Origin of the sequence: Companilactobacillus bobalius (assembly GCF_002179915.1) — a bacterium.
GTDB lineage: Bacteria > Bacillota > Bacilli > Lactobacillales > Lactobacillaceae > Companilactobacillus > Companilactobacillus bobalius.
In genome coordinates, this window is the sequence record NZ_MYFM01000002.1 from 1 (window position 1) to 14,318 (window position 14,318).

Consider the following 14,318-nt stretch of genomic DNA (forward strand, 5'->3'; position numbering starts at 1 on the left):
TTATGGCTTCAGAAATCTTGACCATTTTCTTAAGAGAATAAGACTCATTTGCGCATAAAAAAAGACAACCTACATGAGGTTGCCTTCTATACAAAAACTATTCATCAATACGATTTGACAAAGAGCCGTTAGTTTTAGCTGGAGCAATGTATTACCCATTCTTCAAAGTTGCTGAAAAGGGTATGCTTGCTAAAGAAAAGACTTCCACAGACTAAAGGGTTGTTGAAAAATAATTTGTATATGTCATCAAATTAAAAAGAACGATAATCAGCCTCTTCTGACTGATTATCGTTCTTTTCTGCTATTTAATTCTTATTTTTAAAAAGCGTGAGAATTGCTTGTTTTTTCGCACGCTTTTTTAACGCTTCTGAGCTAAGGACATGTCTATCATTAATAGATTTTTTTAATTGATTAGTAATTTTATAGTCTATTTATTATTTTTAATAGGGCTTTGCACTTTTGCATGTAAATGCTAACTGATAAGAATTATCTTTTGCTATACTTACTGTAGTGTCCTTGCCTTATATTGAAAGGAGCTGGTGCTTATGGTTAAAAATCATATTCTCAGTCTTCCTATCATGACGGGAGGCTTTGGCGTTGGAATTAATTTCCATTTTTTTGATTCTAGTAGTTTTACTAGAAATTATCAAAGAATTGAAGAAATAATTCAAACAAAAAAGTCGGACATTGCCGTGTCCGACTCTAAATAATATGTAATATTGTTATTAGACAAGGACACTGATTAAGGCCACTTTTTAAGTGGTCTTTTTTTTGCCTTGTTTCACTAATATATTAACAAGATAAGACGTCTAAAACAACTATAAAGTAATAACATGTCAACTAGTATTATCATATTTATAATAGTTACTGAAAAAGTGCATTCGTTAAAGAAAAAAGCTTTCACAAACCGATGAATTTTTTTCCTATTTATTTGATAATTAAAATGGCTTTTACCGCTGGTTTATGCTATTCTGTAGGTTCTAGGATTACGCTTAAGTAAGTATAATTAAATAAAAAGGATTAGGTGAAACACAATGAAAATTGTCGTTCTTTCAGGTGGAAGAAGTACAGAAAGAAATGTTTCTTTATCTTCCGGAATTAAAATCACCAACGCACTACGTAGTAAAGGTTATGAAGTAGCTTACGTTGATTCATTTTTAGGTAAGGATATCGAAGAAGATAAAATTGATGATCTCTTCACAACAGAACCTGAAAATGAAAGTAAATTAGTTATTGATGATGAAGTTCTTACGGATGAAAAGATCAATGCTTTGAGAACCGATGGAACTAAAGGTCTATTAGGTAGAAATGTTCTTAACATTTGTCGTCATGCCGATATTGTCTACATGGGACTTCACGGTGAAGATGGCGAAAATGGTAAGATGCAAGCTGTCTTTGATGTCTTTGATATCAAGTATACAGGTAGTGGTTCATTAGCTTCTGGACTTGCTATGGATAAGAAATATTCTAAAGAAATTTTTGTACAAGATGGTATTCCAACTGCTCAATATACAACAACTAAGACTGCTAAGATTTTATCAGAGGATATTCCTTTCAACTATCCAATGGTAGTAAAACCTTCTAATGGTGGTTCAAGTGTTGGTACACATATTGTAAATAACGCTACTGAATTAAGAGAATCAGTTGCTGATGCTTTGAGATTTGATGATGAAGTTTTAATTGAAGAGTATATCAAGGGACGTGAATTCTCAGTTGCTATCGTTGATGGTTTGGTTCTTCCAGCTGTCGAAGTTACTGTTGATACAGGTTGGTATGATTTCCAACATAAATTCCAAGCTAACAATGTAACTCACTTTATTACTCCTCCAGACAATTTGGATGATAAGATTCACGAAAAGATGCAAGCATTAACTAAGAAGACTTTTGAAGCTCTAGGTATGAGTAACTACGGTCGTGTTGACTTCTTATTACGTGACGGTCAATTATATGTCATGGAAGCTAATACTTTGCCAGGTATGACACCATTGTCATTAATGCCAAGAGAAGCTGAAGCTGCCGGTATTTCATATGCTGATCTTTGTGAGAGAATCATTAAGAGTAAAGTTAAGTACTACGAAGAAAGAAAATAATAACGAATTTTAAACTAAAGACTATCTCCTGAATTTGGAGGTAGTCTTTTTCTGTTGTTAAATAGATTTGTAGACTTGTTAAAGCGGTTACTAATATTAAGGTATAATTGTCGTGTGAACTATTCTTTAAAAATTTGATTGCGAGGTATGTTTCATGACAAGAAAAATTGGAATTATTGGAATGGGAAATGTTGGTGCCGCATGTGCACATTATATTGTAGCCGGTGGATTTGTCGATGACTTGGTATTGATCGATAAGAATGAGAAAAAGGTTAAGGCCGATGCTTTAGACTTTGAAGATGCCATGGCCAATTTGCCAGCGCATACTAATATTTATGTAAATGATTATTCTCAATTGGATGATGCCGATATTATTATTTCAGCTGTTGGACACATCAAATTAATCGGTGGAGAACATCCAAATCGATTTGGAGAATTAAAGCCAACTGGTGATTCTGTAACAGATGTAGCCAATAAGATTAAACAAACTAAATTCCATGGCATCATGGTCGTAATTAGTAATCCTAATGATGTTATGACATCAATGTATCAACAAATTCTTGATTTTCCTAAAGAGCGTGTAATTGGTACTGGTACATTACTTGATTCAGCTAGAATGAAACGTGCTGTTGGTAAAGCCTTTGATGTTGATCCTAGATCTGTATCGGGATATAACTTAGGAGAACACGGTAACTCTCAATTTACGGCTTGGTCAACAGTAAAAGTCATGGATCAACCAGTTAAAGAATTAGCTGAGAAAAATGGACTTGATCTGGATCAAATTAATGAAGATGTAAGAATGGGTGGTTTCACAGTTTTTGATGGCAAAGGATATACCAACTATGGTGTATCGACTGCAGCAGTTAGACTTTCGTTAGCTATTCTAAATGATGCTAATATTGAATTGCCAGTATCAAATTATCGTGAAGAATATGGTGTTTACCTATCATATCCAGCTATTGTTGGACGTGACGGAATTGAAAAGCAATTGCAATTGGACTTGCCACAAGATGAGTTAGATAAACTTCAATATTCTGCCGACTATATCAAGAAAAATTTAAAATAAATTATGTATGAAGAGTGTAGACAAAATGTCGCACTCTTTTTGTTTTGGCAGGATAATTCACATATATTGATATAATGGAACTTGCTAAAAATTATTAAGGGGACAAATTATGAAAAAGGCCTTATTGCTGTTACTTCTACCACTACTTTTGACTGGCTGTTCGACGAATGCGGATACTGGTTCTAAACAAGCTGATAATCAAGAAACAACGACTAACAAGAATTCCAATATAGATAAATCCAAATCCGATTCCACTGAAAATGTTACAGCAGAGGAAATGAGTAATTGGACTTACAAATCTGGTGATAAAGCAGTTAAAGTATTGAATAATGATCAACCAACGACTATTCAAGCTAATGATTTTGCTCAGGCTCATATTGATTATGGTGGGTTGGACAATCTAAATCGAACTAAAACGGCGACAGCATACTTAACTCGTAATAATTTGGGTAAATCTAATACGAGAACTGAACAGACGTGGCGTCCGACTGGTTGGCATAACGAGCCTAAAATCGTCAATGGGACACGTGTTATTCCACAAAATAGAGGACATTTGATTGCTTATACAATGACTTTCAATTTGAATAAGTCTGGTCAAACACAACAAGGCCAGTTGGGTAGTATTGATAATCCGTATAACCTTTTTACACAAACAGAGTTTTCAAATCAAAAAACAATGACTGAAACAGAGCAAATGGTTCGTAATGAGTTGGCGCAAAATAAAAAAGTTATTTATCAAGTAACACCAATTTTTCGAGGTAATGAATTAATGGCTCGAGGCGTTTGGGTACAGGCGTTATCAACTGATGGAAGTTTCAAATTTAACCGATATTTGTGGAATGTTCAAAATAATATTGTCTTTGATTATGCGACAGGACGGTCAACCGTGGATACAACTTTCACAGTACCCGGAGTTGCTAATAATTATCAAAATAAGCATTATAATAATAGGCACAAAAATTACAGACATTATAAGAAGTATCGCCACTATTATCACTAGACGAATGGGAGATTTATTTACTTTTCTCTTGTGGTATAGACCAGTAAATAATGGTATAATGAAAACGTTAAAATTAGTAAGGAGACTCGATAATGTCATATTATATTCATGCTAAGAAGTTCTTTTTAAAAAACACTACTGAAAATGGCGGCTACCTAGAAGTTACTGACGATGGTAAGTTTGGTAAATTCTATCATGCTGACGAAGAAAAACCTGAAGGTAAAGTTGTTGATTACTCAGACAAATTTATTGCCCCAGGTCTAGTTGATACACATATTCATGGTCTTGTAGGTCATGATGTTATGGATGACGATTTTGAAAAATTAAATGAAATGTCAGAAGGTCTATTGAAGGCCGGTGTTACATCATGGTTGCCAACAACTTTGACAGCATCACATGACCAACTAAAACACATTTGCCAAACAATTGGTGATAACTACAAGAAGGCTACTGGTGCTAAGATTCAAGGTATTCACTTTGAAGGACCTTTCTACACAGAAAAACACAAGGGTGCACAAAATCCTAAGTACTTCAGAGATCCAGATGCCGAAGAATTTGAAGACTGGCAAGAAGCTGCTCACGGCATGATCAAGAAGATTTCTATTGCTCCTGAAAGAAAAGGTTCGGTTGAATTTACTAAAGCTGTTGCTTCAGATAACGTTGCCGTATACCTTGGACACAGTGATGCTACATTTGAACAAGCTAAGGCTTGTGTTGAAGCAGGTGCTACAGGATTCACACATACATATAATGGTATGAGTGGATTGAACCACAGATTACCAGGTATGGTTGGTGCAGCACTTTCAATGCACTTAGTTGATGATGAATTGATTTGTGATGGACACCACGTTAACCCATTTGCAGCAAGAATCGTTATCGAAAAGAAAGGTGCAGAACACGTTGCCCTAATTACTGATTGTATGCGTGCTGGTTTAATGCCAGATGGTGACTACGTACTTGGTGAACTACCAGTTGTTGTTGCTAACGGAACAGCCAGATTAAAAGATGAAACACATAACTTAGCTGGTTCAATTTTGATGTTGAATGAAGCTATCAAGAACGTTGTTGACTGGAACATTGCTACAGATGAAGAAGCTGTAGAAATGGCAAGTTACACAGCTGCTAAGAGTTCAAAAGTTGCTGACAAGTGTGGTATTATCGCTGATGGTAGAGATGCTGATTTCATCGTGCTTGATGATGATATGACATTATCAGAAACATATCTTGATGGTGTATCAAGATATAAGGCCTAAAAATAGAGAGCGAAACAAGGACGGTCAGCTCCCGAGGATTTGCGTAAGTACTGGAATCGCACGCGTACTTGGCGGGCAATTTCAGTGCTGTAGCAAACTGGAAGAAATTGGCCTGTGTAGCTCGTTTTCACTATAAAGATTAAAACATTGGTTATTCCAAACAGGAAAAACCAGATAATAGAACCACAACAAAAAACCGAGGCAAACCAATAAGATACCTCGGTTTTTTAGTCCCTTGCATGGCTGTTGTATACTCTACATATCGGGAGGATTACTATGAATAAAAAAATTGTTGCTCATAGAGGAATACCAACATTAGCACCTGAAAATACTATGGCCTCATTCAATGAGGTAGTAAATCATGATGTTAAATGGATCGAGACTGATTTAAGTATCACTAAAGATGAAAAAATCTTTGTCATTCATGATGACAAATTGAACAGAACGACAAATCAATCTGGTTCAATTGAAACTATTGATAGTGAAACAGTAGCTAATGCCGATGCCGGATATTGGTTTGCTGAGAAATTTCGCGGTGAAAAGATACCAACTTTGGACCAACTGATTGATTTTCTTAATATTCACAAGATTAACGCCAATATTGAATTAAAAGGTGTTGTAGGGGACAACGCTAATTATTTAGCTGATAAGTTAGTTGAAAAATTTGTTGAATCATTAGACCGATTAGATGAACATGTTGAATTAATTATTTCTAGTTTTAATCCAATTATGTTGGAAAAAATGTATAAGTTAAGACCGGACTTAAAATATGCTGTTCTATTCAGCCGAGCAACACTTGGGGATGATTGGAATTTAGTTATGCAAGCTTGCCATGCTAAAATTGTTCATCCAGATGGTTCTTCATTAACTGAAGCTAAAGTTAAACAAATGAAGGATTATGGTTATGAGATTAACGCTTGGACAATCGACGATATTAATCGTGCGCAAACACTACTCAAGTGGGGTGTTGATGGAATAATTACTAATATTGCAGATAGAATGAGCTTTTTAGAAGAATAAAACAAAAATAGTCTCGTAGAAGTTAGTGCTTTTAACTTCTACGAGACCTTTTTGTCTAGGCTAAATTTTTGTTTTGGAGGATTCATCATGATAAATGACAATTCTGCAGTTCTTAGAAGGGTAAAGAACTTGCTTAAAACACGTGGTTTATTCAATATCATTTTCTGATACTACAAAATCTCCTATATGTTTGATTTTGTGTCATCTCCATTTCAACCCATTTTTTTGATACTATCCCATTCGATTACATTTACCTTGACTACGATGTCTTTAAATCGGTGATGTTTTGGTAAGTGCAAGCTCACATTGTGAGGCTTCGAGAAATATAAATACCGCTTCTTCATTTGTATTTCTCTTACTGTTAAGTATAAACAGAATGTAAACTAATCCAAGATAAGTAATGTATTTCATACCCTTCGTATAATCCTCTAAGTGATACTATCTTCGAATTGCCAAGTAAGTTTTGAAGAATAATCTCCAGGGATAGGGTTACTATTATTTATGTGTAAAAGTGGCCCTTGATTCTTATGCCACTTGATGGAATTGAATATTTGCCCGTATGTTGTTTCATTAATAAGAGTTTTATTAGTTAGTGATGTAAAAGAATCACCGTTGTAATAACGTAAATCAGCGGGTAATTTAATCGATTTGTTATCCTTATTTTCGAAGTCACTTTCTTGTTTCAAAAAGAGTTTTAAAGGACGTCTTTTACGACGTTGATCATCTATTGAAATTACCTCATTTGGATCGTTATTAGCGGAGATACGATACTTTAGATTATTATGAGTAAAAAGAGTGATTGGTTCAAAATGTAGGTCTTTGACAGATGCTGTTAATTGATTATTTATGTAATTAATATTTAATTTATTGCCCTGACTAGTATATTCATCAGAATCTGGATCTAATCCATGAAAGTCAATTTGAGAATCAAAGGATTCACGTTCATGGATATTTTTAACTTTTATTTCAATGAAAATATTCTTTTCATGGTGCGCAATAAAATCATTCAAATTGATTCGCAATATCTGATTCTTTTCGTTTGTAGTCAGTAAGTAATCAGAATTATCAATTTCGGCATCGTCGACTTTAATATGTTCAATTTGAGTGTATAAGTGAAGTGGCAGAGTGATGTAGGCGTCGTGGATATCTCTTTTACTATTATTGTATAAATCAATATTGTAATTTAATTCATCACCATCAATTACTTCATTTAATTGAGTTCCAGAATAATCAGTATTAAGCGTTTTGTTAGTTATAGTTGATGAAATCTCAACTTTAGGATCATTTGGTGGCAGGACGGTTAAAGTAGCTGGTCCGATAAGAACACTATTATCATTACTCTTTGCTTGTTTGACAACAATTTCAGCATAATATTTACTGTTATTGTCTTCAGGATGAACTCGATGAGTTTCATAAAAAATATCATTAGAAGCAGGATTCGTTTCTGATTTAACTAATTCCATTTGTTGTGAATTAACTTGCTTATACCAATTAATAGTGACATCTCCTAATTCATCATCGCGCTCGTTACCGTCTAATCCTTGAATTTCGAAACGAGCTTTCTTACCCTCATGAGCCGTACGGTCTATCAATCCATTTCCAACAGTGATTTCTTTAGAATCGGAAACGATGGTATTATCCTTGTTATTAATAGTTCCAGTTACTTTAACGATACCTGATTTACCATTTGTATTAGCAGAAATGTGTCCATCACCATTAACAGTTGCCAAATCTGGTTTATCAACAGACCATTTTGTCGATTCAGTAGCATTAAAAGGATTGGAAGTTGAATAGGCAAAGGTTGTGCCACGAGTAATATTACTATCGATATTAAAGAGGTAATCCGCTTTAGTATGAACTTTGACATTTTTAGCAGATATGGGTTCTCGTTCGACATCGACAGTAGCTACCTTGGAATAAAAAATACTTCCAATAAAAGCGTGAGGAATAACATAGGAAGTGCTTAACTGATAATATGTTTTACCTACTGTAGTGGGAATCAAATCAAGTGAGGAATTACCATTTGATTTTTTGTCAACCTCGTTCCAAGTAATACTGTCAGTTGATTGCCACCAATGATATCGTGCTACTAAGAGAAAATTAGACAAAGGAGTTCGCTCAACGTTGGTTTCTATATGGAGTTTCTCACCCAATATAATATAGTAATGTTCTTTAGGCTGTTCAGTGTAGCCGCTGGTTGTGATTGGACCAATTCCCAAAAATCTTTTAGCGTCAGGGCTAGGTTTGAATTTATATGGGGGATTCGATTCTTCAGTTTCGGCTATTATAGTTTGCTCATTTGTAATTAGGAAAAAGGCAGTTGTGAAAATTATAATGAAACTGATGAATAATTTGATTTTCAAGTTCGTATAAAGTATCACACTTTTTCTCCTTAATATTTTTAGACCACAACTCATTGTATATAATGTTTGATTTTTAATAAAGACATTTTTGCAAATTTTGCAAGTTTTTAGAACTAAAAAGTGATTAAAAAAATTTATATTTTAATATAAAAAAAGCACGGAATTTATTCCGTGCTTTTTTATTATTCAATATTTACAAACTGTTTTCGAAGTACCAAGTTAGTGTAGTGCTGTACTTTCCGGCCTTTAGATGATCATCATTTACATGTAGTAAGAGGCCATCATCTTTGCTCCAGCCAATGGAGGATAACTCTTGACCAACGTCTGATTGTGATATTTGAACTTTATTATTCAAAACTTCGATGTAATTACCATTCTCATAATATCTTAAACTGACTGGCAACACTTCGGAGTTGTCATCGGTAAATTCATTCATTTGCGATACGAAAACTTTTAGTCCACCTTTATCACGTCTTTGGTCACTAATATCAATGACATTGTTAGGGGAGTTCATTGCACTAGGACGATGCTGCAAAGTACCTTTGCTAAAGGCCTTGATAGTGCCAAAGTCGATATTCTTAATGTTGGCATTTAAACTATTAGTAGTGTAAGTGATGGTTTCGACGGCACCGTCTTTACGATAGACGTTATCATCATTGTTGGTTCCGTAAACGTAAGGAATGTAGGAACGAGATTCTTTTTGAATAGCATTTTTGACTGTTGTATCAACATCAATAGTTGCTGTTTCTTGCATGTTTAAGGTGTCTAAATCAATTACAAGATCGTCGGTATCATCTCCGTCATTATGAATGGTTGAATACTTGTCGTCATCTAGCTCTTGATTATTTACTTTGACACTATTGATTGTTGTACCTGTGTGCATCGGGATAACATAAAAGCCATTTTTCAAGAAGCTATCATTACTATTATTTTTGAGGGTGTCATGGTAAACGACATTGTCACCATTTACTACGTCGTAAAGATTGTGATCGTCATTATCCTCAGTGGTAAAAGTCTGATTGGTAAGTTGGTTAGTGATTTCAATATCGGGATCGCCAGAGGGGATAACTGTTAGTTTAGCTTTATTGGTGGTAATTGTTTTAGTAATCAGATTAACTTTCAAAGTTATAATGGCTTGATAGAAAGCATCGTTATCAGCATAAGTCGTATCTGGAGTAGTATAGCTGGTGCCACCGTTAGACTCAACTTTGGTTCTTTGCCCAGTGTTTGGATCATAACGATACCAATCGATTGTTACAGATCCATTATTTTCTTCGTCGTCTCCATCGCCACCGGTATTACCTTTCAAAGTAAAAGTGGCCGTCTCACCAGATTTAACAGTTTTATCTTCTAGACCACCACCGATTTCAACAGGAGTGGAGCCTTGAATCTTAGTTCCATTGGGATTCGTCATTGTAGCAATAACATGAACTGTACCAGTTTTGTCTTGATTGTTAGCCGTAACGAGACCTTCACTATCGACTGTAGCCAGGGACTCATCGTCAACGGACCAATCAACTGTACCAGTAGAATTAGCAGGTGTAGGTGTAGCATGAGCATAAGTTGTGTTGGAAAGATTGTCGCTGGTATTATAGAGATAATCATCGTCAACAGAGACGTCCACTTTGGTTGCGTTGACTGGTTCGGGTAGGGCATGAATGGCTCCGACTTTAGAATAAAGATGTTTCTTGTTGATACCAAAAAAGGCGTATTGTGTGTCTAATTGGTACCAAGTGGTACCAGTTTCTTTAGGTGTAACTACCAAATTTTTCCTTTGACCGCCATTAGATTTACTTATTTTTGACCAAGTTTTACCATCGGTCGATTCCCACCATTGATAACTTGCAGAATCGAAAATTCCGGTTAATAACGTCCAAACAGAGCGTCCTGTATTAGTCTTAATAGTCACTGAATTATTGACAGTAGTATAGTAGTTTTCTTTTGGCTGCAAAGAGTAACCACTAGTTAACCAAATCCCGATAAATTTAGTAGGGTCTTTGGTGGGAGTATATTTAGGTGATATGACTGTTTCTTCTTCGGCCTGACTCAGATGTTCCGTCGTGATAATTGCTAAACTAATCATAAAAGTAGACATGATAAAAATGAAGAATATTTTTATACTTTTATTTATATGTTTATTAAATTTCACGAAATCACCTCCAATATACTTACTATTCAAAATAATTATATTAAAAAGATTGTGGAGGAATAGTTCACTTTTTACAAAATATTTTCTATTAATTTGATATACAGTTTGGCATAAAAAAATAAACCCGTAAGGGTTTATTTTATTCTTGGACGTAATGAATATGACATCAATAGAGAAACAACTGATGTAATTAAAATAACATAGAAACTAGTACCAAATGATCCATTAGTTGTCACAGCTACTTGTCCAGTAATAGCAGTTGAATTTACCAAGCCGGCGTAGAGAGCTCCATAAAGTGCCGCATATAAGATAGTAGGTAAGACTGTAAAGATTCTAACCAATCTAATTGTGCCACGTCTTCTGAAGTTAGCAGCGATTAGAGTAATGATTGGTGATAAGAAACAGATAATACGAATTGCTGAAAATCCATTAGTGATCCAAATTGGTTGAGCACCAATGTTAGCTGTGTAATTAGCAGCCGTAGAAATAGTACTTGTTAGTGAAACACCATTTAAGAATGGTCCACCGATTGAAGCGATGAAACCGATAATTGAAGAAACAATAATTATTTTTTGGGCGGTTGTCTTCTTGTTAGAATGAAGTTTTTCAGCTGCAATATCTCTCTTGTTATGAGCAGGCTTTTGATAATGTTCCTCAGTGTAATTATCATCAGAACCGTCAGAATCTTTTTTCTTTAAGGATGTTTCACGTTTTAAAGCTTTATTAGCACCAGTCTCGTTACCGTGACGTAATTGAGAAAGTAGGAACCAGGCAATAAGGACAATAGCTAAAGCAATGAATCCGTAGTTACGTTTGAATACTAGTAAGATTGCTACGATAATAACAGCAATGATACTTACAAAAGCATTATTCTTAGCGAACTTGATCATATTGTGAATAAAGCCATCGTTTGGATCTTCTTGTTCAGCTGCTTGTTTAGCTCTAGCAGCACGTAATTCACTTTCAGTGGGCTTAAAAGGATCACTTAATGGTTCTTTAATTGGATCTTCAAAGGTATTAGCCTTATATGGTTTTTGAGAAATAGGATTGAAATCATTCTTGTTATAAACTTGTGTCCGATCATCCAAAGGTTCTTCGGCACCTGTATTTTTGAAGGATGAACGATCAGCTTGTTTAAAAGTTTTCATTTCTGGTTCTGAGTGAGCAGGTTCTTGTTTGTGAGCCTCAACTTCAGGTTCAGATTTAGTGTTACTGTATTCGCGTTGTTGAGCAGGAGCTTGTTGTAAAACAGGTTTCTCTTCGGTTTTCTTAGTTGAAGGATCTTCTTGATTTAATTCTTTTTCAATTTCAGACAAAGAACGAATTGAGTCATCGTCTTTAGTCTCTGTTGTTTCAGTATTTTTCTTTTTTAGGGCCCAACCACAGTTATCGCAAAATTTTTGATCTGGATCAACTTTGTGGCCACAATTTGGACAAAACATTATTTGCATTCCTCCATTATGTTGACAAAATAAGTATACAAGACACTGTTATGTATATGAAGACATTTGATAAAAGTTCACAAAAAGGTCACATGTTGTATATATACATCCGAAACTTAATTATACAAAATATTGTTAAAGTTTGCTTAAAAATATCTTATCACTAATATTATATTTGTTTTTCACATAAGGGAAATATATAAAAAGCATCGAAATCTGAATAGGATTTCGATGCTTTATTTTATGATTAATTAAGCTTCAATCTTAGATTTGATTTCTTCAAAAACCTTGTCAGCACCGATTCCTGTTAATAAAGGAACACCGTTGATAACTTTGTCTTTGATTGAACTTGGAACCATTGTTGTTGAGACAACGATATCATATTCATCATTACCAATAGCACTAACTTCGTCAGCAATTTTTGATTGTAGGAAATGAACTTCAGAACTTAATCCTTGTTCTTCCAAGTAGCTTTTAATTTTACCTGTAGCAACAGTAGAAGTAGCGATACCAGTACCACAAACGACCATAAGTGATTTTGCCATATTTTAAACCTTCTTTTTAATTATTTTCTGCGGCGACTTTCTTGTCATGAAATTTGTTGAGCCAGATCATTAGAGCAAGAACGACAATACCTAAACCTATTATACCTGTCCAAGTCATCAATTTGCCAAGTCCGACGATCATTAATGTTGTCCAAGTACCACCATCGGAAAGAATTGAGATAGAAGTTGCACCCTTCATTGCAAAGTGAGCTGATTTAGCAGTGATCGTAAGTAGTGGAGCAGCCCATGAAGCAATTAACAATGAAATAGCAATATCGATAATACCACCGATAACGATTCTAAAGACGTTACCACCAAAGACAGCAGCCATAACGGCAACCATAAATGGAATTGTTGCTAAATCACCGAAAGGTAGAACTCTGTTACCAGGTAGGATAACAGCGATTAATAGTGAAAGTGGAACAAGTACTAAGGATGCAGATAGAACGGCTTCTTGACCAACGGCCAAAGCTGAATCCATTCCGATATAAAGACTGCGTCCAGGGAATTTCTTTTGAACCAAAGTGTTAGCTGCTTCAGAGATAGGTTGTAGACCTTCCATTAAGAGGGCAACCATCTTAGGCATTAAAATCAAAACAGCAGCTGTTGACATACCTAAGTTTAGAATCTTTGTAACATTGTATTGAGCAAGAGCACCAATAACGATACCAATGATTAGACCCATAACTGCTGAATCACCGAAAATACCAAGTCTTTTTTGAATTGTTTCAGGAGTCCAGTGAATATTTTTAACACCAGGAATGCGATCTAGTAACCAGTTAATAGGTAAAGCTAAAACAAATCCTGGGGCTGAAGCACCTTGAGGGAAAGAAATACCTGCAAGACCATAATGTTTTTGAATAGTTGGAGCAGCAAGATCAGCTAAGAAGTAGATCCACATTGCGTGAACAACCATTGTAGCAAGACCTAAACCAAAATTCTTTGTTGCGGCAAAAACAAGTGAACCAGTAAAAGCAATATGCCAATAGTTCCATAAATCGACATCCAATGTTTTTGTAAGTCCAAAGATCAATAGAACAACGTTTAAAGCAACTCCGATAGGAATGGCTAAACTGCCTAGAGTAGTACCATATGAAATTGCAGAAGCGGCAGGCCAACCAACATCAATGGTGTTCAAACTTAGATGAAAGTTTTTAACCATTGCTTGAGCTGCAGGACCAAGATTATCAGTCAATAATCCGATAACTAAATTCAAACCGATAAAACCAATACCAACAGTAATGGCAGCTTTGAAAGCACGACCCGGTTTGATCCTAAGAATTAGTGCGAAAACGAATAATAACATTGGTAAGAATACTGTAGGACCAGCACTCAATAACCATTTAATAACAGCCATAATGACATCTCCTCATAATTTTTAAACCCTAAA

General features: G+C 35.0%; 11 protein-coding genes. 6 read left to right on the forward strand and 5 right to left on the reverse strand.

All coding sequences use genetic code 11. The annotated features are described in order from the left end of the window. Window positions 1-545: 545 nt before the first annotated feature. The 6 genes from LKACC16343_RS14280 (at window position 546) to LKACC16343_RS03070 (ending at window position 6,429) form a co-directional block, all read left to right on the forward strand. Complete coding sequence (locus LKACC16343_RS14280) at window positions 546-710, forward strand: hypothetical protein (protein WP_156638771.1); 165 nt, start codon at window positions 546-548, stop codon at window positions 708-710. Window positions 711-1,034: 324 nt separating this feature from the next. Then, window positions 1,035-2,090: a D-alanine--D-alanine ligase family protein gene (locus LKACC16343_RS03050; RefSeq protein ID WP_056954062.1), complete on the forward strand. Its 1,056-nt coding sequence runs from the start codon at window positions 1,035-1,037 to the stop codon at window positions 2,088-2,090. Between the two features lie 154 nt (window positions 2,091-2,244). Then, complete coding sequence (locus LKACC16343_RS03055) at window positions 2,245-3,156, forward strand: L-lactate dehydrogenase (protein WP_054642805.1); 912 nt, start codon at window positions 2,245-2,247, stop codon at window positions 3,154-3,156. 109 nt (window positions 3,157-3,265) lie between these two features. Continuing rightward, window positions 3,266-4,156 (forward strand): DNA/RNA non-specific endonuclease, encoded by an 891-nt coding sequence (locus LKACC16343_RS03060; RefSeq protein WP_056954064.1) that lies wholly within the window; start codon window positions 3,266-3,268, stop codon window positions 4,154-4,156. A gap of 92 nt (window positions 4,157-4,248) precedes the next feature. Further along, the gene (gene nagA, locus LKACC16343_RS03065; protein ID WP_025085849.1) at window positions 4,249-5,409 is read left to right on the forward strand and encodes an N-acetylglucosamine-6-phosphate deacetylase; all 1,161 of its coding nucleotides are present in this window, start codon (window positions 4,249-4,251) and stop codon (window positions 5,407-5,409) included. 276 nt (window positions 5,410-5,685) lie between these two features. Further along, the gene (locus LKACC16343_RS03070) at window positions 5,686-6,429 is read left to right on the forward strand and encodes a glycerophosphodiester phosphodiesterase family protein (RefSeq protein ID WP_054642808.1); all 744 of its coding nucleotides are present in this window, start codon (window positions 5,686-5,688) and stop codon (window positions 6,427-6,429) included. Between the two features lie 428 nt (window positions 6,430-6,857). Here LKACC16343_RS03070 and LKACC16343_RS03075 read toward each other — a convergent pair whose 3' ends face one another. From LKACC16343_RS03075 to LKACC16343_RS03095, 5 genes are all read right to left on the reverse strand, one after another. Continuing rightward, entirely contained in the window at window positions 6,858-8,810 is a 1,953-nt protein-coding gene (locus tag LKACC16343_RS03075; RefSeq protein ID WP_056954066.1) for an Ig-like domain-containing protein, read from the reverse strand. 175 nt (window positions 8,811-8,985) lie between these two features. After that, window positions 8,986-10,941, reverse strand: a complete 1,956-nt coding sequence (locus LKACC16343_RS03080; protein WP_056954068.1) for an Ig-like domain-containing protein — start codon at window positions 10,939-10,941, stop codon at window positions 8,986-8,988. A 134-nt stretch (window positions 10,942-11,075) separates the two neighbouring features. After that, complete coding sequence (locus LKACC16343_RS03085) at window positions 11,076-12,383, reverse strand: zinc ribbon domain-containing protein (RefSeq protein WP_056954070.1); 1,308 nt, start codon at window positions 12,381-12,383, stop codon at window positions 11,076-11,078. 251 nt (window positions 12,384-12,634) lie between these two features. After that, entirely contained in the window at window positions 12,635-12,928 is a 294-nt protein-coding gene (locus tag LKACC16343_RS03090) for a PTS sugar transporter subunit IIB (RefSeq protein WP_056954072.1), read from the reverse strand. Between the two features lie 16 nt (window positions 12,929-12,944). Next, complete coding sequence (locus LKACC16343_RS03095) at window positions 12,945-14,285, reverse strand: PTS galactitol transporter subunit IIC (RefSeq protein ID WP_025086089.1); 1,341 nt, start codon at window positions 14,283-14,285, stop codon at window positions 12,945-12,947. Between the last annotated feature and the right edge of the window lie 33 nt (window positions 14,286-14,318).

Coding starts and splice junctions, on each gene's coding strand:
- LKACC16343_RS14280 (WP_156638771.1), top strand. CDS start 546: ATGGTTAAAAATCATATTCTCAGTCTTCCTATCATGACGGGAGGCTTT.
- LKACC16343_RS03050 (WP_056954062.1), top strand. CDS start 1,035: ATGAAAATTGTCGTTCTTTCAGGTGGAAGAAGTACAGAAAGAAATGTT.
- LKACC16343_RS03055 (WP_054642805.1), top strand. CDS start 2,245: ATGACAAGAAAAATTGGAATTATTGGAATGGGAAATGTTGGTGCCGCA.
- LKACC16343_RS03060 (WP_056954064.1), top strand. CDS start 3,266: ATGAAAAAGGCCTTATTGCTGTTACTTCTACCACTACTTTTGACTGGC.
- nagA (WP_025085849.1), top strand. CDS start 4,249: ATGTCATATTATATTCATGCTAAGAAGTTCTTTTTAAAAAACACTACT.
- LKACC16343_RS03070 (WP_054642808.1), top strand. CDS start 5,686: ATGAATAAAAAAATTGTTGCTCATAGAGGAATACCAACATTAGCACCT.
- LKACC16343_RS03085 (WP_056954070.1), bottom strand. CDS start 12,383: ATGTTTTGTCCAAATTGTGGCCACAAAGTTGATCCAGATCAAAAATTT.
- LKACC16343_RS03090 (WP_056954072.1), bottom strand. CDS start 12,928: ATGGCAAAATCACTTATGGTCGTTTGTGGTACTGGTATCGCTACTTCT.
- LKACC16343_RS03095 (WP_025086089.1), bottom strand. CDS start 14,285: ATGGCTGTTATTAAATGGTTATTGAGTGCTGGTCCTACAGTATTCTTA.